Genomic DNA, 19,155 nt, shown 5'->3' on the forward strand with positions numbered 1-19,155 from the left:
CTAAGGACTGTTCGATGCGCCCGTGGCGCCCAGGCTGGCGGCCGCGACTTCGCGGAGGCCGTCGGTGACGGCGCCGTCGGTGCTCAGCGGCGCGAGTATGCAGGCGTCGGCCGCATCCAGTTCGGTTGCGCCCGCGGCGATCAGCTGTGCCGCCGTGACCAGCACCCGGGTCGACGGCGGCTCGAAGTGAAAGGCTTGGTCGGCGGTGCGGATCGCGACCGCGCACCCGACCAGCCGCCGGGCCGTGGCCAACGGGATTCCCGATTCGGCGACGATCACCTCCGCCTCGCGGTCCGGTGGCAGGTAGTGCATCGCCAGCGTGGCGAACCGTTGGCGGAACGACGGTTTGAGCTCCTTGAGGGAGCTGCGATAGGCCGGATTGTACGAGCACACCAGCATGAACTCCTCGGGTGCTTGCACAACCTCGCCGGCGCGGTCGAGATACAGCGACCGCCGGTGATCGGTGAGCGAATGCAGGATCGCCAGGGAGTCGTGGCGGGCCTCGACGACTTCGTCGAGATAGCAGATCGCGCCGGTTTTGACGGCCCGGGTCAGCGGGCCGTCGGTCCAGACCACGTCGCCGCCGGTGACCATGAAGCGGCCGACGAGGTCGGAGCTGGTGAGGTCGTCGTGGCAACTGATGGTGACCACGGGTCGCTGCAGCAGGGAGCCCATGTGTTCGACGAAGCGGGTCTTGCCGCATCCGGTCGGGCCGGTGAGCATCACCGGGATGCGCCGGTGGAAGGCCTGCTCGAACAGCTGAACTTCGTTGCCGTTGGCGAAGTATGTGTCGGTGGTCATCTCTTCCTCAGCAGGCCGGCCCTCACGCGGCGACCAGTTCACGATGGACATGGGCCAATACCCGGGGCAGTTCCTCGATGCGCCGGATCCGCTGCGACCGGCGAGGCCCGAACACCTCGGGCAGGGGATCGACGCGGGTGGGACCCACGCCCACGTAGTAGATCGACACCCCGGCCTCGTTGGCCTCCTGAACCGCGTGCGCGGCATCGGCCCAGGCATAGCGGCCCTCGTATCCCTCATCGGAGATCAGTCCGTCCCCGATCACGATCAGCAGCCGGCGCTCGGAAGCCTGCGCCAGCAGCCGGCTCGTCAAATGGCGAAGCGGCGCACCGAGTCTGGTGTATCCGCGGGTGCACAGGCCGAGCCCGCTCGGCGGTACGAACCGACGGTCCTCGAAGTCCTTCAGGCAGCGGACTTCGACTCGATGGCGGGTGTTGCCGGTGAAGACGAAGACACCGTGCCGTTCGCGCGCCAGCGTCATGGCCCGCGAAAGCGCATCGGCACAAGACAATTCCAGCTGGAATACGCGCCCGCCGTGCACCCCTAGCGACGAACTGCCGTCGAGCAGCAGCGCCGTGGTGACGTCGCGGCTGCTGGGCAGCAGGTCGCGGAACACCTTCGGCTCCTTGGCCTCGCCGGTGGCGAGATCGATGTAGTGGTTGACGTATTGGTCGACATCGAGGTCGGAGCCGTCTTCGAGGCGGTTCGTCATCGCGCGGTGGGTGTGTTCTTCGAACCACTTGCGCACGTCGACGGCCACCGGCACCGGGCGGCGGGCGTGCCGCCCGTCGGCGTGCTCGACAACGGCGACGTGGTCTTGCATGAATCGCTGTGTCCACATGTTCCATTCGGGATAGGGGATCCCGGGCCGATGTTGCGGTGTGATGTCGAGATCGTTGTCCTGCGGCCGGCTCGGCGGCGGCAAGTTGGGGTTGCGGACCCCGCCGTCGCCGCCGACCGGAACCGAATACGGTCGCGGCAGGCGCTTCTGTGTTGTGGTCCAAGGCATCCTGCCGAAGCTGCGACGCAGCTTGTCGGCCAATCCGTGCGGCGCGGTGTATGCCAGCGGCAACGAGCCCAGCAGCGGGTGGAGGGCCAATTCCTGGCGCGTGGCCGCCAATGCGATTGCCAGTTCGAGCATCCGCATGGCGGACATGTCGCCGTCTTCGATGTGGACTTCGGGCAGCCATCGTCGGGCCTCGGGCAGCAGGCCGGGCCACCGCGACGTGATCCAGCCGAGGGCGACGCCGGCCTCGACAAGCGTGAGCGCACGCAGCTCGCGGGCGGAAAGCTCGTTGAGGCGATACTCCGTGACGCGTTCCTTCGACGGCGAACACTGCAGCGCCACACCGCATGTCAGGGTCCTGCGTGTCCAATCGGGCGGCGCGGGGTAAGGAACATGAACGAACGTGAGCGCTGCGTTCACACCGAAACCCCGCCGCTCACCGGTGACCATGCGGACGCCTTCGCGACGCTGGTCGCTGAGCGCGACCGCCGTCACGGAGCAACCCCGTTCCAGCGCCATCGCGTGACCGTCGGACTGGTCAATCATCGGCGAATCCGCGGTTCAGAACGTGCCGATGTTGGAGAACAGCCAGTACCAGAACCAGATGATCAGTCCGGTGCCGCCCCACGCGGCGACGTAGCGAAGGATTTCCCATAGATAGCCCATGATGTGACTTCCTCGGTGGCGTAATGGATTTCAGGTTGCACATTTCAGTCGGAGAAGAGTTCGCGGTTGACGGTGTGCAGATAGGGGATGGCCAGGAACGGGGTGATGTAGAAGATGTCGTAGAGCCACCAGCCGACGACGGGCAGCACGACTCCGGCGAAGCGCACATCGGCGAACATGGTCATGTTGAAGACGTAAGTGATCCAGATGACCACGCCCATCCAGCAGGTGATGACCATCCACTGATGGCCCCAGCGCTTCATCTGCAGGAAGCCGATGGCCGCGGCGATGCGCATGGTGAAGACGGTCAGAATAAGGCCGACTTCCAAGGCCTTTTCACCGGGGCCCGCCGCGCCGCCGACCCACAACTCGTTGTAGTGCCAGAAGTACCCGGCGTCGAACATGTTGCCCCAGCCGTTGAGCAGCACGCGGGCCAGGATGGTGTGGTTTGCCACCAGGTCTAAGGCCCATCCGACGGTGTTGATCGCGGCGTCGATGATGACGAGGTAGCCGAGCAGCGTGACCAGCATCGGCCGTACCGAGAGGCCGTCGCGTTGGGCCCGGCGCAGCAACCGCACTCCCCAGAGGAACAGCGGTAGGCCGAAGATGCCCAGGGCCGCAGTGCCGATCAGCAGACTGCCGGAGATGAGCCATTTGTCGGCCTGGCGCTGCGCGAACTGCGAGCGTTCCATGTGCTCGTCGATGGTCAGACTCGCCTGTGCGGTGTCGCTTGCGGTCGGGGCGAGGTTCTCGCTGCCGGCATTGCGCTGGTGCAGCTTCGGCAGATTCACAAATCCTCCCCGTCTGCTGATTGGATCGCTCGTGCACTATAACAGGCTGACTGAAGTCAGCAGAAGATGCCATGCGGACTTTCCGCGAAGTTGGTACGGGCCGCCACGACACTGGCGGCGTCTCGCTGTTATACCGAGGCATAACCGGCCTGTCCACCTTCGGCGTGGCGCCCTCCGTTGGCTGCGCAGGGTGGAAGTTACTGACGAAAGTCAGCTCTCAGTCGTTGACACATCATTCAACGGACGCCTACGCTCAGCGGGCGCTCAGCCGTTGCGGCATCGTGTGCCGGCGGCGAAAGACGGTTCGTCCGCGCTAGCGCTGGTGCAAAGGAGTAGCGATGACACCCAAGCCGCCGGCCGAGAAAAAGTATCGCGTAATTCAATGGGGCGTAGGGAATGTCGGCACGGTAGCGCTCCGTCATTTCGTGCACAATCCTGCCTATGAACTGGTCGGAGTCCTGTGCAATCGTCCGGAGAAGGTAGGCAAGGACGCCGGCGAGCTCTGCGGCAAAGCGCCGACCGGGGTGCGCGCGACCACCGACAAGGCTGCCATCGAGGCACTCGACGCCGATTGCGTGTTCTATGCGCCGCTATGGTCTGACCCCGATGAGGTGTGCCGCTTACTGCGCGGGGGGAAGAATGTCGTCGCCTCCGGTGGCGCCTGGTGGTATCGAACCGAACACAGCAAGGCGGACGTCGACAAGATCGATGCCGCTTGCCATGAGGGCGGGACGTCGTTTCATGCAGGTGGTGTCAACCCGGGCTTTGCCGGAGACCTACTCGTTCTGACGCTGGCACGAATCGTCAGCCAGATTGACACCATTCACATCTACGAGGTGGTGAACTTTGGTCGGGACACGCTGAAGTACCTGCATGAGATGGGAATGGGGAGCGATCCTGCCGGGTTTGAGGACGGCCCGAACCTGTTGGGACAGGCATGGCCCCTGTTCGCTCAGTCGATGGCAATGGTTGTGGAGGGAATGGGTAAGACAGTCGAGAAATATACGACTGAGGTGGAGCTAGGGTGCGCCACGCGCGACATCCCCTTCGAGGGCGGAGAGACCAGCGACATGCCGGGCTTCAAGGGCGTGATCAAGAAGGGCACGGTTGCTCGCCAGCATCACAAGTGGACCGCTTGGGTGGAGGGCAAGCCCCTTTTGATCTTTCATGAGATATACACGATGGACACGTTCGATGCCATTGAACCGCAGGAGGATTGGCCTCAGCATTACCACTACCGCATAGTGATTGAGGGCGATTCATCCACGGAGCTGATCCTGCAGGGGGCGCAGGACCCGAATGGTGGCTACGCGCTGCCCGGCTACACCTGGACTGCGATGGGCCCCGCGAACGCCATTCCCGCAGTGTGCGACGCTCCGCCGGGGTTCATGTCCCACAACGAACTCGGGCTTATGCCGCTGCGTGGTGTCGTACGGCCTTAACGTCCGCGTCATGGTTTTAAGCTTCGCAAAGTCCTCGCGACATAGTCTTCCAGCAGCGTGCGGCCAGTCGGCCAGTGGTTGGTGGTGATCAACAGCGCGTAGAGACCCAGCAAGAAGAACACCGCACTGTTCATTGGATTGACATCCGCATCGGTCTCGCCGCGTTCTTGGGCCTGCGCGATCTCTTGGGCGACCAAGACGATCAGCGGGTGATCCCGGCCGTCTTCGGTCTGCGGACGGGTTTGGGAGAAGTGCAGCGCGAGAAAGTCATTGAAGAGTCGATCGCCCAGGCGGCGTTCCAATCCGACGACCAATCGGACTGCCTCATTCAATGCCGAGGCGAGGTCGTGTTTGGACTTCAGGAATTGCGCGAACTGCTTGGCGATTCGGTCCTCTTCGCGGTGCTCCAGCTCCAGCAGCACATGCTCTTTGGTGGGGAAGTGGAAGAAGAAGGTCCCGTGGGCGACGCCCGCTGCGGCCACAATGGCCCCCACGTCGGCCTCGGCCATCCCGGCGCGGGCGAACTCACCGATCGCGGCGCCCATCAATCGCTCCCGCGTCCGCAGGCGCTTAGCTTCTCGTGCCGACAACCGGTCCGTCACAGCCATTGCTTTCCTCACGGTTGACCTGACTCATGTCAGAGTTTCGAGGCTAACCCGACCAGTATGCCGTGTCCCAGCCAAAAAGGCTCGCACAACGTGTCATTGTTGAGCGCTCCGCACTCTGACGGATATCGGCCTCATGAATTCGTTGACTTTAGTCAGCAAGCTTCATAGATTGAACGCGCACCCACACATCGGAGGAGCCAGCATGGCATTGGAGCAGTTCAGGCTGGACGGACAGGTCGCGATCGTCACGGGAGCGGGGAAGGGTGTGGGAGCGGGCATTGCCCGGGTGCTGGCGGAGGCGGGCGCCACGGTGGTCGGGACCGCGCGGACCGAGGCGGATATCGTTGGCACGATTGAGGGTATCGAGGCCGCGGGCGGCAAGGGGCTGGCGCTCGTCGCGGACGCGATGAGTCGTCCGGATTCAGAGCGGGTCGTGAACACGGCGATGGATCGCCTCGGCCGCATCGACATTTTGGTCAACAATGTCGGCGGGTCGACCTACGCGCGGTTCCTTGACATCACCGACGAGGATTTCCGGCACACGTTCGACTGGTGTGTGACGTCGGCCTTCATCATGAGTCAGCTCGTGGCGCCACACATGCTCAGCGCCGGACATGGTTCCATCATCAATATCTCGTCGGGCTCGGCGCGATTCGGCATCCGGGCGCTGACCGCGTATTGCGTTGCCAAGGGCGGCCTGGAAGCGCTTACCCGCGCCATGGCACAGGAACTCGCCCCCAAGATTCGCGTCAACGCCATCGCCCTGGGGTCCTTCGCCACCGACGGTCTGAAGGGCAGCCTGGATCTGATGCCCGGGTCGCTGGAGAAGATGCAGGAGGCTACACCGCTGCATCGGCTAGGCGACGTCGAGGATCTCGGACGGCTCGCGGTGTACCTGTCCACGCGCGATTGTTACGCGACCAACGCGACGTTCCACGTCGATGGCGGCATCGATTCGAACAATTCGCCGCTGCCGATACCCGATTACTGACCTGCGCTGTGATTGAGCGCGTCATGATGGGTCATCACCCACCGCCGGAAGGACGAGAATAACCATGCGCAGAGTCATTCAATTCTCCACCGGTAATGTGGGCCGGCATTCGTTGCGAGCAATCATCGGCAGACCCGATCTCGAGCTTGTCGGCGTGCATGCCGCCAGCAGCGAGAAGATCGGTCAGGATGCGGCGCAGTTGTGCGGACTGGACGAACCGACCGGCATCATCGCCACCGACGACATCGACGGCCTGGTGGCCCTCGGCGCCGACTGCGTGGTCTACACGTCTCAGGGTGAGACTCGGCCGATGGAAGCCATCGAACAGATGGCCAAGTTCCTCACGGCGGGCACCAACGTGGTCGGTACATCGATGGTCTGGCTGGTCACGCCTCGCCACGCCGACGACTGGTTGCGAGAGCCCCTGGAGCGTGCCTGCGCGGCCGGCAACGCCTCCCTTTACGTCAACGGCATCGACCCCGGTTTCTCCGGCGATACCCTGGTGCACTCGGCAGTGAGCCTGACCACCCGGGTCTCCTCGATCACCGTCCAGGAGATCTTCGACTACGGTAATTACGATGATGCCGAGTTCACTGGTGCTGCAATGGGTTTCGGATCGACACCGGACGACGACCCGCCGATGATGTTCCTGCCCGGGGTGATCGTGGCAATGTGGGGTGGTCAGGTCCGAAGCCTGGCGGACCACCTCGACATAAAGCTCGACGACGTGCGCCAGCGCTGCGAACCCTGGTATACCCCTGAGCGAATCGACTGCACCATGATGACCGTGGAGCCCGGACAGATGGCGGCGGTGCGGTTCGCCACCGAGGGCGTGCGCGGCGGCGAACCGGTCATCACCCTCGAGCACGTCACCAGGCTCACCCAGGGCGCGGCGCCCGATTGGGAATTCCCGCCCGACGGCCACACCGGGGTTCATCGCGTCGTTGTGGAGGGCGAACCGCGGGTCGAAATCAACACCCACGTTTCGCACGCTCTTTTCGATTCCACTGATGCCGGCTGCATTTCGACGGCCGGCCGAGCCGTCAATGCGATCGATTGGGTATGCCGCGCGCCCCAGGGGCTGATCGGCGTGGAGGATATCCCACTCTCCGCAACGATGCGAGGCCTGATGTGGAACGAGCACTAACCGGATTTGTTGCATGACGGCATCACCTTCGGGACGCGTTGCCGGTAAACGCATTCTGATTACCGGCGCCGCCCGCGGCATGGGCCGCAGCCATGCGCTGCGGCTTGCGCAGGAGGGCGCCGACCTGATCCTGGTCGACATCTGCCAATCGCTGCCGCAGATCGAATATCCTCTGGCCACAGAGGAAGATCTCGCCGAAACGGTAGAGCTGGTTAGGGAATTGGGCCCACGTTGCGTAGGTCATATCGTCGACGTCCGCGACGATGTCGCATTGCGCAAGGCCGTAGATGACGGCGTCGGCGAACTGGGTGGCCTAGACGGCGCAGTGGCCAACGCCGGTGTGTTAACCGTCGGGCCATGGAACACCACAACTCTCGACGACTGGCGCACGGTCGTCGATGTAAACCTGATCGGAACCTGGAATACGTGCGCGGCGGCGATCCCGCATTTGCTTGACCAAGGCGGCGGCAGCCTGGTGAACATCAGCTCCGCGGGCGCCATCAAAGGCTTTCCACTGCAGCATCCTTACACCGCTGCCAAGCACGGTGTCGTGGGCCTGACGTTGGGGTTGGCCAACGAGTTGGCCGCGCACAGCGTGCGCGTCAATTCTGTGCATCCCACCGGGTGCCCGACCGGCATGATCCCTCCGTCGATCGGAGCCGTCTTCTCCGAGGAACGCCCGGACCTGATTCCCATCTTCGTCAATGCGATGCCCACGCCGGCCGTCGAGCCCGTCGACGTCAGTAACGCTGTGCTGTACCTGCTATCGGATGAGTCCAGGTATGTGACGGGATTGCAGTTCAAGGTCGACGCGGGAGTGACCATCAACTAGGACGACACAAGGTCCCTGTCAACGCGCACCCTTACTGAGATCGCGTCAACCCCATAGGCTGGGCTGTCAGATGGACATTCGTCTGGCGGCCGAATTTCGCGTGTTCGCCTGCCGGCGCGCGCGGTAACGGATACAAATAGCTGACTTCTCAAAAGGAGAGCCCTTATGAAGACGGTGCTCGGCTTGACGGCTAGCGCGGTGTTGATCGGCGCGGCGGTGGTGGGCTGCGGCGGAGGCAAGAGCCCCACGGCGTCATCCGGTTCGGCCTCGTCGTCCAGCTCGGCCGCCTCGTCGGGCTCCCCGACGAGCGCGTCGCCAGGAGCGCCGGCGGACTACAGCAACCTGCTGATCAAGCCCGGCGACGTCGGCCCCAACGCCACCGTTGACGGGCCGCCGACCCAGAATCCGAGCGGCATCACCGGCGTGGGACAGGTTTTCAAGAACCCCGACGGCAAGCGCACCATCATCGACACGATCGCGGTGTTCCCCGACGCGGCCACGGCCACCCAGACCGCGGCGAACATGCGCGACGTCGTCGGTAAGAAGGTCAACGGGCAGCAGCAGCCCATCGACGTCGGCACCAACGGGTTCATGGTGATCGGGCAGGGAACCGACCCGGCCAACCCGATGGAGATCTCCGAGGCGGTGTTCGTCGAGGGCAGGGCCATGGTCGACCTGGAGTCCGACTGTGTCATCGGCAATCCCACGCCGGCCGACATCATGCTCGATCTCGCCCGTAAGCAGGACGACGCGGTCAAAGCGGGCCTACCGGCCGGCTGAGCGGCCGCTCGTCATAGGGGCCAGCTGTCCGGCTGCACCTCATAGCGCAGGGCAGCGGCCGGAGGCAGCGGCTGACGGTCGTTGACCGAGATCGCGTCGACGACGAGGGCGACATAGCGTCGCCAGCCGTCGCTGCCCGCATCCATGGTCGACAGCACGCTGAAGAGCATCGCGACCAGGCGAGGCAGGTCGTCAGTGACCAGGTCGGTGCGGATAGTGCCGGCTCGCTGGCCCGCGCGGGCAAGCTCGCCGGGCGCGTCGTTGAGCGAGACCGAAACGTCGGACGTGAGTGATCCGGCGCGCCGCGCGGCGGTCAGCAGGCTGTGTTCCCGCGCCCCCAGCGAGATCGCCGCTTCGATCAGCTGGGTCAGACCGCGCAGCGGATCCTCGGCGCGGCGCGCCTTCTCGATCACCGGCGTGAGGTCCTCGGCGATGCTTTGATCCAGGGCCGCGCGGACCAGGTCGGCCTTTGCGGGAAACCTGCGGTAGAGGGTCCGCTCGCCGACGCCCGCCCGGCGAGCGACCGCTTCCACGGGGGCGTCGGGCCCCATCTCGCTGTAGACCTCGCGCGCCGCGCGCAGGATGCGCTCGACGTTGCGCGCCGCGTCGGCCCGCAACGGCCGGTCTTCGACCGCGGTCATCGTGACAGCGTAACTGACGGTTGACTGCCGGCAACCCGTCGCTTTACGCTCTACAACTGGCAGGTATCTGACACTTAATGGGAAACGCGGTTCATGTCAATATCATTCGAGACTTCCGACTCCTGCTCCGACGCCGGTCTTCCGGTGCTGCCCCTACCGCGGCCCGCACGCTGCCCACTCGCGCCCCCGTCCGAATTCGGGGACTGGCGGGAGCAACCCGGGCTCCGAAAGGCGATGTTTCAGGGCAACCCGGTGTGGGTGGTCAGCCGCTACCAGGACATCAGGGCGGCGCTGGTCGATCCGCGCTTGTCCGCGAAGACAATTTCGGACTCGATCATGCCGAAGGACGAGGAGAACAAGGTCCCGGTGATGTTCGCGCGGACCGACGATCCCGAGCATCATCGGTTGCGCCGCATGATGACGAGCAACTTCACCTTCCGGCGCTGCGAATCGATGCGCCCCCACATTCAGGAATGGGTCGACCACTATCTCGGCCAGATGATCGAGGGCGGCGCACCGGCCGATCTGGTGCGTGAATTCGCCCTGCCGGTCCCGTCGATGGTGATCGCGTTGCTGCTGGGAGTGCCGCCCGAAGACCTCCAACTTTTCCAGTCCAACACCACCAAGGGGCTCGACCAGAAATCGACCGACGCGGAAAAGGGACAGGCGTTCGGAGCCATGTACGCCTACATCCAGGAACTGGTGGAGCGCAAGGCGCGCGAACCCGGGGATGACTTGATCAGCCGGCTGGTCACCGAATACGTGGCGACGGGCCAACTCGACCAGGCCACCACGGCCATGAACGCCGTGATCATGATGCAGGCAGGCCACGAAACGACCGCCAACATGATCTCGCTGGGAACGGTTGCGCTACTGGAACATCCCGACGTGTTCGAGCGACTCGGACATACCGACGACTCCGCCGTCATCGCCAACCTCGTCGAAGAACTCATGCGCTACCTCAGCATCGTGCACAGCCAGGTCGACCGCATCGCGACCGAAGATCTGATGATCGGTGGTCAGCTGATTCGCGCGGGGGAGTACGTCATGATGAGCCTGCTCGCCGGGAACTGGGACGCCGAGTTCGTCGACAATCCCGAAACCTTCGACGTCGATCGAAACACCCGCGGGCACTTGGGCTTCGGCTACGGCGTGCATCAATGCATCGGCGCGAACCTGGCCCGCGTGGAAATGCAGGTTGCGTTCGCCACGCTGGCGCGCCGCCTGCCCGGGCTCAGACTGGCGGTGCCGCCGGAGCAGCTGAGATTCAAAGACGCCAACATCTACGGCATGAAAGAACTTCCGGTGAGCTGGTGAGCGGCGAGCTGAGGTTTGACGACCAGGTCGCCGTCATCACCGGCGCCGGTGGCGGTTTGGGTAAGCAATACGCGCTGCTGCTGGCCTCCCGTGGTGCGCGCATCGTGGTCAACGACTTGGGTGGCTCGGTGACCGGAGACGGCACCGACAGCCGAGCCGCTGATACCGCGGCGGCCGAGATCCGCGACCTCGGCGGTGACGCCGTAGCGGACAGCCACAGCGTCACCAGTCCCGAAGGCGGACAGGCGATCGTCGACACCGCGCTGAACGCATGGGGACGAGTCGACATCCTGATCAACAACGCCGGCATCGTCGGGGACGCGCCGTTCGAGGACATGACCGCGGAACGGTTCGAGCCACTGCTGGACGTGCATCTCAAGGGCGCGTTCTACGTCACCAGGCCGGCCTGGAAAGCCATGCGCGAACAGGGGTATGGCCGCATCCTCCATACCTGTTCGGCCGCAGGAATACTCGGGGCGGCCGGAATGAGCAACTACGGCTCGGCCAAGACCGGATTGATCGGCCTGACCCGCGTGCTGGCCGCCGAAGGCGCCGACCACAACATCAAGGTCAATGCCCTCGCCCCGATCGCCTACACCCGGATGCTGGCGCACTCCGTGGACGGCGCCGCGCAGCCCGACGATCCCGCCGCACAGGCGGTGCTGGACGACCTTGTGGGCCAATATCTTCAGAAGCTGGATCCAGCGCTGGTGGCTCCGGTGGCGGCATTCCTGACCCATCGTGACTGTCCGGTGTCGGGGGAGATCTATACCGTTGGCGCCGGCCATGTTTCGCGGTTCTTCATCGGCAGGACAAAGGGTTTCTACCGGCCCGGGTTGTCCATCGAGGACGTGCGCGATCACCTCGCGGAAATCCGCGACGAAACCGGCTACACCGTGCCGGGCGGAACCGCCGACGAGATGAGCGAGCTCTTCGCGACCATCATGGCCGGCCTCAGCACCTGAACGCCGTGCCGACACCGTCCGGTGGTGGCGCCGGCTTCAAGCAGCCGAACGGCTCGATGCCGGCGGGGCTGAATTTGGCCGCCGACTGGTGCGCGTAGTTCACGCAATACAGACCGGACTGGTCGGCGCGGCACCGGTAGTCACCGAACGACAGCGAATCCCCGTTCGCCAGTTCCGGCCCGTTGCCGTTGATGAACGGACCGGGATCGGCTCGGGCGGATCCCACCTGCAGGTTCACCCCGTCGAAGCCGATCCAGCCGCCTTGCCACTGGCCATAGGCCGTGGCGGGCGCCGGCGGCGGGTTGGTCAGACTCACCAGGCAGGCCAGCGCGCCGCCCGTGTGTTTGGCATCGGTCATGCACGAGACCTTGCCCGCCATCGCCGTCAGCGCGATGTCGTGGCCCAGTGGCGTGGCCGCACCGTCGCGCGTGGCCGTGTGAAAGCGGCCCGGATCGACCTGGTGACCGGCCTCGATCCACGCGATGACGTCAGAGATTGCCGCTCCCGCGGCCGGCGCGGCGGCCGGTGCGGGCGATTTGCTTCCCGGCGCCCCGGCGCCGGTCGATGCCTGGGTGGTGCTTCCGGTGGGCTCGGAATGGCCGCCCGTGGCATGTGAGCACCCGGCGACCATTAGTGACGCGGCGATCACCGCAGCTATCCGCATCCAGCCAGGCTAACCGGCGCGCCGGGCGATTAAGGCGCTGCGCGCGCGTTACGACAGTCATGTCGGTTACCGTCGGGTTATGCATCAGCGCACTGTCCGCGCACGCACGGCCATCGGCACCGTCGAAGGCTTCACCCGCGACGGGGTCACTCGGTGGCGGTCGATCCCCTATGCCCGTCCACCGGTGGGAAACCTGCGCTTCCGGGCGCCGCAGCCGGCCCAGCCGTGGTCGGGTGTCCGGCACTGCCATGGCTTCGGCAACTGCGCGCCCCAGCAGCGCCGCTACACCCTGCTCGGCATGTCGGGTTTGGGGGGCCGCTATCAGCCGATGAGCGAGGACTGCCTCACCCTCAACGTCGTGGCACCCGAGGGTGCGGTCGAGGGACCACTGCCGGTCATGGTGTTCATCCACGGTGGCGGCTATTTCCTGGGCAGCTCGGCCACGCCGCTCTACGACGGCGCTGCTTTGGCACGCCGGGGATGTGTGTACGTCTCGGTGAACTACCGGCTGGGCGCGCTGGGGTGCGTGGACTTCTCGTCCCTGTCGACGCCGGAGATCACCATCGACAGCAACTTGTACCTGCGCGACCTGGTGCTGGCGCTGCAGTGGATTCGCGACAACATCGCGGGGTTCGGCGGTGACCCGGACAACGTCACCATCTTCGGCGAGAGCGCCGGCGCGTGCATCACCGCCTCACTGCTGGCGGTGCCCGCCGCCAAAGGCCTGTTCGCCCGGGCGATCTCGGAAAGTCCGGCCTCGGGTCTGGTGCGGTCGAAAGAGGTTGCCGCAGAGTTCGCGAACCGCTTTGCCAACCTGCTCGGAGTGCGCAGGCAGGACGCCGCCAACGCGCTGATGTCGGTCTCCGCCGCCCAACTGGTGGAAACCCAGCACCGATTGATCGACGAGGGCATGCGGAACAGGCTGGGCGCCTTCCCGATCGGCCCCGTCTTCGGTGACGACATCCTGCCGCTGGATCCGGTGGAGGCGATGCGGCGCGGCGAGGCCCACCGGGTCCCGCTGATCGTGGGCACGAACGCCGAGGAAGGTCGGTTGTTCACCCGGTTCCTGGCGATGTTGCCGACCAACGAGACGATGGTCGAGGAGCTGCTCGCCGAGGCCGAACCCGCTATCCGCGAACGCATTACCGCCGCATATCCGGACTATCCCGAGCGGGCGGCGTGCATCCAGCTCGGCGGTGACTTCGCGTTCGCGTCGGCGGCCTGGCAGATCGCGGAGTCCCACGGCGCGCACGCGCCGACGTACCTCTACCGCTACGACTACGCCCCGCGCACGCTGCGCTGGTCCGGTTTCGGAGCCACGCATGCCACCGAGTTGCTCGCGGTTTTCGACGTTTACCGCACCAGATTCGGCGCGTTGTTGACCGCGGCGGCCGACCGGCGGGCCGCGTTGCGGGTGAGCAATCAGGTGCAGCGCCGCTGGCGGGCCTTCAGCCGCACCGGCGTGCCGGGGGAGGACTGGCCCCTCTACACCGCCGAGGACCGGGCCGTGATGGTCTTCGACCGCAAGTCCCGCGTCGAGTTCGATCCGCATCAGCATCGCCGAATGGCATGGGACGGCTTCTCATTGGCGCGTTGACCTGGCACGCTAACCCTCATGCATGCCGAGACCGAGCAAGTCATCGAACGACCCAGTGACCTCACCGCCTCCTGGCTGGCCGCGGTCATCGGCACCGGACCCATCGCCGACTTCTCGGTGGAACGCATCGGTACGGGCCAGATGAGCGAGTGCTACCGCGTCCGGCTCAGCTACGCCGAAGGGCCCTCGGTGGGGCCCGAGTCGGTGGTGCTGAAGGTCGCGGCCACCGATCCGGTCAGCCGGCAGACCGGGCTGGCGCTGGGGCTTTACGAGCGGGAGGTGCGCTTCTACGGCGACATCGCGCCGGGGCTGGGTGGTCCCATCGCGCCCTGCTACCACGCGGCGGTCGACACCTCCACCGGCGTCTTCGACCTGCTGCTCGGCGATGCCGGGCCGGCCGTCGTCGGCGACGAAATCGCCGGGGCGACAGTCGAACAGGCCCGACTCGGCGCCGTCGAACTGGGACGGCTGCACGGGCCGCTGCTCGGCGACGCCTCGCTGGCCGAGGCGCCGTGGCTCAACCGCGCGGCTCCGCTCAGCCAGGCGATGATCGCCCCGCTGTACGCCGGTTTCGTCGACCGCTACGGCGACCAGATCGCGCCGGAGCACCGCGTGGTGTGCGAACGCCTGGTGGCCGCGTTCGACGGCTACCTGGCCCAGGAGGGGGAGGTGCCCGAGCGGGGCCGCCTCCAGGGCCTGGTGCATGGCGACTACCGCCTGGACAACATGCTGTTCGGTACCGACGGCGCCGATCGCGCGCTGACGGTGGTCGATTGGCAGACCGTGTCCTGGGGTCCGGCCCTGACCGACCTGGCCTACTTCCTCGGTGGCGCGTTGCCCACCGAGGACCGTCGGCGGCACTACGACGCGCTGCTGCGCGCCTACCATGAGGCGCTGGGTCCGCGAACGCCACTGGACCTGGCCGACGTCGCCGACGGGGTGCGCCGGCAGAGCTTCTTCGGGGTGATGATGGCGATCGTCTCGCCCATGCTGGTCGAGCGCACCGACCGCGGCGACCGGATGTTCATGACGATGCTGCAACGGCACTGCGACCATGTGCTGGACACGGATGCGCTGTCGACGCTGCCCACACCGGCCGCGCCCGAGCCGTTGCGGCCGTCGGACGAGGACGAACTCGCCCACGAAGCCACCGCCGAACCGCTGTGGAGCGAGAGCTGGTACGCCGACTTCGCCGACGCGGCACAGGGATTGGGCGGCTGGTTTCGCCTGGGCCGGGTGGCTAACGAGCAGACCGCCTGGGTGCACGTGCTGTTGTGCGGCCCCGACATGCCGACGGTCGCCGTCGACGCGCAGGTGCCGCTGCCGCCGGACCCGTGGACGGTGCGCACCGATGACTTCGAGCTCGGCCATTCCGCCGAGGTGCCGCTGCAGAGCTATCGCGTCGACGTGCGGGCGCGGGGCCAGGCCTATGCCGACCCGTCCGCGTTGTTGCGCGGGGAGCCGGGAACCCCGGTCGAGATGACCATGAACCTGGTGTGGGCCACTGACGGCACGCCGTACAAGTACGGGCTGACGACGCGCTACGAAATTCCGTGCACCGTCTCGGGCGACGTCACGATCGACGGCACCGGCTACCGCCTGGAATCCGTTCCCGGGCAGCGCGATCACTCGTGGGGCGTACGCGATTGGTGGGGCATGGACTGGATCTGGAGCGCGCTGCACCTGGACGACGGCACCCACCTGCACGGCGTGAACATCCGGATTCCCGGGGCCCCCGCGTTCAGCATCGGCTACGAACAGGGCGCCGACGGCAAGGTCACCGAGCTGCAGACCGTTGACTCACGAGAGTCGTTCGCCGACAACGGGTTACCGCTCACCGCGACGTTACAGCTCACGCCGGCGGAGATCACCGCGGACGTGTGCGTGCGCGGTCAGGCGCCGGTCCGGCTCGTCGCGAAGGACGGGCGGGTCAGCCAGTTCCCCCGCGTCTGGGCCACGATCAGCACGGCCGACGGGCGCAGCGGCGTGGGTTGGCTGGAATGGAACCGCAACCTTGGCGACCACACGTAGGTGAGCGGATCGGCCCCCGTCGTGGTGATGGGCGTCTCCGGATCGGGCAAGTCGACGGTGGGGGCGGCGCTCGCGCGGCGCTTGCGGGTTCCGTTCGTCGACGCCGACACCCTGCACCCGGCCGCCAACATCGTCAAGATGGCGGCCGGCGAACCGCTCGACGATGACGACCGCTATCCCTGGTTGGAGCGGGTCGGCGACTGGTTGGCGGCCCACCGCGACGGCGGCGTCGTGAGTTGTTCGGCGCTGAAGCGGAAATATCGCGACCAGTTGCGCACCCACTGCCCGGGCGTGGAGTTCCTGCATCTCTCGGGTTCGGCGGAGCTGATCGGCGGCCGGCTGGCGATCCGGACGGATCACTTCATGCCGGCAGCGCTGCTGCGCTCGCAACTGGACATCCTGGAACCCCTCGGTCCCGACGAGGCCGGCATGACCGTCGACGTCGGTCCCGGCGTCGAGGCGATCGTCGAGACCGTCGTGAAAGGACAGCGCGACGCTTGACGGCGGAATTAGGAGCGGCGCAAGCGATTTCGGATTCCAGCCTTGAGTGACTGACTGCGGCGGCTAGTGGTCAGCACCCGCTGTTGGTGGTGGAGCGCCTTGGGGCAGTTTGGTCAGAGTCGCGAATGCTTCGGTAAAGACGGCGGCGATGTCGCGGTCGTCGGCGGTGGCTATCGGCTCCTTGTGTAGCAGGACGCGCAGGCCGGCGAGCCGGAGCAGCAGGGCCGCGACCAGGTCGGCGCGAAGTCGGGGATTGTCGGCCTGGATCCGTCGGGAGAGGTTGGCGGTCAGGCCGTTTTCGAGCTGATCGTTGAGGCGCGCGACGACGTCGGGGTCCCCGCTGGAGCGCAGCAGCGCGAACAGCGGAACGTCGCTATCCTGACGGGCCTGCAGCACGCGTTCGATCAAGGTCTGGCCCACCGCCGCATCGGTGGATAATCGGACCGTTTCGACGTTGTCGGAGATGTTGGTGGCCTCGTCGAAGAGCTGTTGTTTGGACCCGAAGTAGCGCCGGACGAGCATCACGTCCACGCCGGCTTGAGCCGCGATCGCGCGTAGCGAGGTGGCCCGATACCCGTGGCGCAAGAACTGTTCGCGCGCCGCGGTGAGCAGTCGCGCTCGGGTGGCGGCGGCGTTGCGACGTGGCGGGCCCGTATCCGGACCCGTGCGGTTTGACGTGCGCGGCATCGTGCTCCCTCGGAAATTTATCTACGACTGTAGACATGATCAGCCGAGCCGCATAGAGTTGTATGTCTACGATCGTAGACATTGTCCCAGGGGATCAGCGGCGACGAAGCGAAAGCGGGTGGGGCGTACGGCCGAGCGGCCGCAAAAGAATTCAGGCCCAGCGGGCGTCGGTGCGATTTCCCTCGGTGTGGCTGCCCTGCGGGCGGCCTGACTGGTCACCGCATCCAAAACCATGTCGTGAAAACGGAACGCTGTCAGGAGGATTCGTCATGGTCGGAGTAATGCTCGTCAAGCAAAAAGTCGGTAGCGTCGAGCAGTGGAACGCAGTCTTCCGCGATCCCGAGCTCGATGCCGTGCGACGTAACCACGGTTTGGTGGTCACCGGGACCTACGTCGACGCCGCCGACTCCAACACGGTCATCGTCGTGATGGACATGCACGACGTCGACAAGGCGCGCCAATTCGCTAGCTCGCGAGAACTGGCCACGGCCCGCGAAAGGGCCGGGGCGATCGGCGTCCCGGACGACGTGTGGTTCGGGCCGCAACGGATTCAGTGACGCGTCGCGCCAGAAGGCGATGCCGTACCGAGCCGGTCGGTTGAAACGCCCATACCAACTGCAAGTGCAATTGTGTAGCATTATGCTACAGCTTGTAACGGACTGTTGCATTGGAGGAAGCCATGGCCGAGGCTCTCGATCGTGTCACGCGGGTCGCATCCGACCTGATGGACAGCGCGGCGGCCGAGGGTGCCCGGCAGAGCCGCTCGGCCAAGCAGCAACTCGACCACTGGGCGCGGGTCGGGCGCGCGGTGTCCAGCCAGCACACCGCTTCGCGGCGCCGGGTCGAAGCCGCCCTCGCCGGCCAGCTCGCGACCAGCGAGCTCACCGTCGAGGAGGGCGTGGTGTTCAACGCCGAGATCTCCGCGGCCATCGAAGAAAGCCTGGCGCGCACCAACTACGGGGCGACGCTGGCCGGGCAGGGGGTCACCACGGTGGCCCTCAACGACGACGGCGAGATCGTCGAGCACCGCCCCGACGGCGCCGCGGTGGTGCTCGCGGGCCGGCGCTGACCCGGCGATCGTCGACGGTTCGGCGGCCCGATGGATCGACTTGACCTCGTGGTCGGGCCGAACGGTGCCGGTAAATCCACCTTCATCGCCTTCACCCTCGCGCCGCTGCTGCCGGGAAGCCTGGTGGTCAACGCCGACGAGATCGCGAGGCAACGCTGGCCGGAGGACCCGGCCTCGCACTCCTACGACGCAGCGCGCGTCGCCGCCGACACCCGCGCCAAGCTGATCGAGCTGGGTCGGTCCTTCATCGCCGAGACGGTGTTTTCCCATCCGTCCAAGCTGGACCTGATCCACACCGCGCGCCGCGCGGGCTTCACCGTCGTGCTGCATGTGCTGCTCATCCCGGAAGACCTTGCGGTGGAACGCGTCCGGCACCGCGTGCGGCACGGCGGTCACGATGTGCCGGAAGCCAAGATCCGCGAGCGCCACCGCCGGTTGTGGAAGCCGGTCGCCGAGGCCATCGCGTTGTCTGACCTCGCGACGGTGTACGACAACAGCCGGCTGCGCGGCCCGCGGATCGTCGCGCGGCTCAGCGGCGGCCTGACGGTCGGCACACCCGAGTGGCCGGCATGGACGCCGGAGAACCTGCGGTCTCGCTGGCCCGACTAGCTCGTACCCA

General features: G+C 66.0%; 20 protein-coding genes. 13 read left to right on the plus strand and 7 right to left on the minus strand.

The genetic code is table 11. The features are described 5' to 3' along the window. From A5732_RS06320 to A5732_RS06330, 3 genes are all read right to left on the minus strand, one after another. Entirely contained in the window at nucleotides 1-801 is an 801-nt protein-coding gene (locus A5732_RS06320) for a CbbQ/NirQ/NorQ/GpvN family protein (protein WP_076101542.1), read from the minus strand. Nucleotides 802-823: 22 nt separating this feature from the next. Continuing rightward, nucleotides 824-2,353 (minus strand): nitric oxide reductase activation protein NorD, encoded by a 1,530-nt coding sequence (locus A5732_RS06325; RefSeq protein WP_076101544.1) that lies wholly within the window; start codon nucleotides 2,351-2,353, stop codon nucleotides 824-826. A gap of 164 nt (nucleotides 2,354-2,517) precedes the next feature. Further along, entirely contained in the window at nucleotides 2,518-3,165 is a 648-nt protein-coding gene (locus A5732_RS06330) for a hypothetical protein (RefSeq protein ID WP_170880177.1), read from the minus strand. A gap of 437 nt (nucleotides 3,166-3,602) precedes the next feature. Here A5732_RS06330 and A5732_RS06335 point away from each other — a divergent pair, with 437 nt between their 5' ends. Beyond that, nucleotides 3,603-4,706 carry an NAD(P)H-dependent amine dehydrogenase family protein gene (locus A5732_RS06335; protein WP_076101547.1) on the plus strand — a complete coding sequence of 368 codons (1,104 nt, stop codon included), beginning with the start codon at nucleotides 3,603-3,605 and terminating at the stop codon, nucleotides 4,704-4,706. Nucleotides 4,707-4,714: 8 nt separating this feature from the next. On the opposite strand, the gene A5732_RS06340 is transcribed toward A5732_RS06335, so the two are convergent. Beyond that, on the minus strand, nucleotides 4,715-5,314 hold the full coding sequence (locus A5732_RS06340) for a TetR/AcrR family transcriptional regulator (RefSeq protein ID WP_076101549.1): 600 nt from the start codon (nucleotides 5,312-5,314) through the stop codon (nucleotides 4,715-4,717). A 202-nt stretch (nucleotides 5,315-5,516) separates the two neighbouring features. Here A5732_RS06340 and A5732_RS06345 point away from each other — a divergent pair, with 202 nt between their 5' ends. The 4 genes from A5732_RS06345 (at nucleotide 5,517) to A5732_RS06360 (ending at nucleotide 9,064) form a co-directional block, all read left to right on the plus strand. After that, the gene (locus A5732_RS06345; protein ID WP_065055089.1) at nucleotides 5,517-6,305 is read left to right on the plus strand and encodes an SDR family NAD(P)-dependent oxidoreductase; all 789 of its coding nucleotides are present in this window, start codon (nucleotides 5,517-5,519) and stop codon (nucleotides 6,303-6,305) included. A 64-nt stretch (nucleotides 6,306-6,369) separates the two neighbouring features. Beyond that, nucleotides 6,370-7,452 (plus strand): NAD(P)H-dependent amine dehydrogenase family protein, encoded by a 1,083-nt coding sequence (locus A5732_RS06350; RefSeq protein WP_076101552.1) that lies wholly within the window; start codon nucleotides 6,370-6,372, stop codon nucleotides 7,450-7,452. A gap of 13 nt (nucleotides 7,453-7,465) precedes the next feature. Then, a complete protein-coding gene (locus A5732_RS06355; RefSeq protein WP_076101553.1) occupies nucleotides 7,466-8,284 on the plus strand; it encodes a mycofactocin-coupled SDR family oxidoreductase in 819 nt (272 codons plus the stop codon). A gap of 165 nt (nucleotides 8,285-8,449) precedes the next feature. Then, nucleotides 8,450-9,064 carry a hypothetical protein gene (locus A5732_RS06360; protein WP_076056510.1) on the plus strand — a complete coding sequence of 205 codons (615 nt, stop codon included), beginning with the start codon at nucleotides 8,450-8,452 and terminating at the stop codon, nucleotides 9,062-9,064. 11 nt (nucleotides 9,065-9,075) lie between these two features. On the opposite strand, the gene A5732_RS06365 is transcribed toward A5732_RS06360, so the two are convergent. Next, on the minus strand, nucleotides 9,076-9,705 hold the full coding sequence (locus tag A5732_RS06365; protein WP_076101555.1) for a TetR/AcrR family transcriptional regulator: 630 nt from the start codon (nucleotides 9,703-9,705) through the stop codon (nucleotides 9,076-9,078). A gap of 93 nt (nucleotides 9,706-9,798) precedes the next feature. Between A5732_RS06365 and A5732_RS27545 the strand changes: the two genes are divergently transcribed. Next, nucleotides 9,799-11,022 (plus strand): cytochrome P450, encoded by a 1,224-nt coding sequence (locus tag A5732_RS27545; protein ID WP_081389621.1) that lies wholly within the window; start codon nucleotides 9,799-9,801, stop codon nucleotides 11,020-11,022. Then, nucleotides 11,019-11,987: an SDR family NAD(P)-dependent oxidoreductase gene (locus A5732_RS06375; protein WP_253189015.1), complete on the plus strand. Its 969-nt coding sequence runs from the start codon at nucleotides 11,019-11,021 to the stop codon at nucleotides 11,985-11,987. Before A5732_RS27545 ends, A5732_RS06375 begins: the two co-directional genes overlap by 4 nt. Here the strand turns inward: A5732_RS06375 and A5732_RS06380 are convergent. Then, nucleotides 11,977-12,651, minus strand: coding sequence for a hypothetical protein (locus tag A5732_RS06380; protein ID WP_076101558.1), 675 nt, complete (start codon nucleotides 12,649-12,651; stop codon nucleotides 11,977-11,979). The genes A5732_RS06375 and A5732_RS06380 overlap by 11 nt on opposite strands. A 79-nt stretch (nucleotides 12,652-12,730) precedes the next feature. Here A5732_RS06380 and A5732_RS06385 point away from each other — a divergent pair, with 79 nt between their 5' ends. Genes A5732_RS06385 through A5732_RS06395 form a run of 3 tightly spaced genes read left to right on the plus strand, consistent with a single transcriptional unit; the run spans nucleotide 12,731 to nucleotide 16,780 of the window. Beyond that, on the plus strand, nucleotides 12,731-14,248 hold the full coding sequence (locus A5732_RS06385; RefSeq protein WP_076056504.1) for a carboxylesterase/lipase family protein: 1,518 nt from the start codon (nucleotides 12,731-12,733) through the stop codon (nucleotides 14,246-14,248). Nucleotides 14,249-14,266: 18 nt separating this feature from the next. Beyond that, nucleotides 14,267-16,279 carry a DUF7064 domain-containing protein gene (locus A5732_RS06390; protein WP_076101560.1) on the plus strand — a complete coding sequence of 671 codons (2,013 nt, stop codon included), beginning with the start codon at nucleotides 14,267-14,269 and terminating at the stop codon, nucleotides 16,277-16,279. After that, entirely contained in the window at nucleotides 16,280-16,780 is a 501-nt protein-coding gene (locus A5732_RS06395; RefSeq protein WP_076101562.1) for a gluconokinase, read from the plus strand. 63 nt (nucleotides 16,781-16,843) lie between these two features. On the opposite strand, the gene A5732_RS06400 is transcribed toward A5732_RS06395, so the two are convergent. Beyond that, on the minus strand, nucleotides 16,844-17,467 hold the full coding sequence (locus A5732_RS06400) for a TetR/AcrR family transcriptional regulator (protein ID WP_076101565.1): 624 nt from the start codon (nucleotides 17,465-17,467) through the stop codon (nucleotides 16,844-16,846). A 269-nt stretch (nucleotides 17,468-17,736) separates the two neighbouring features. On the opposite strand from A5732_RS06400, the gene A5732_RS06405 reads away from it, so the two are divergent. The 3 genes from A5732_RS06405 (at nucleotide 17,737) to A5732_RS06415 (ending at nucleotide 19,145) form a co-directional block, all read left to right on the plus strand. Then, nucleotides 17,737-18,024: a hypothetical protein gene (locus A5732_RS06405; RefSeq protein ID WP_253189016.1), complete on the plus strand. Its 288-nt coding sequence runs from the start codon at nucleotides 17,737-17,739 to the stop codon at nucleotides 18,022-18,024. 122 nt (nucleotides 18,025-18,146) lie between these two features. After that, a complete protein-coding gene (locus tag A5732_RS06410; protein WP_064954262.1) occupies nucleotides 18,147-18,536 on the plus strand; it encodes a TA system antitoxin ParD family protein in 390 nt (129 codons plus the stop codon). A 30-nt stretch (nucleotides 18,537-18,566) separates the two neighbouring features. Then, on the plus strand, nucleotides 18,567-19,145 hold the full coding sequence (locus tag A5732_RS06415) for an AAA family ATPase (RefSeq protein WP_076101569.1): 579 nt from the start codon (nucleotides 18,567-18,569) through the stop codon (nucleotides 19,143-19,145). Nucleotides 19,146-19,155: the final 10 nt, after the last annotated feature.

This window comes from Mycobacterium colombiense (genome assembly GCF_001953985.1).
Lineage (GTDB): Bacteria > Actinomycetota > Actinomycetes > Mycobacteriales > Mycobacteriaceae > Mycobacterium > Mycobacterium colombiense_B.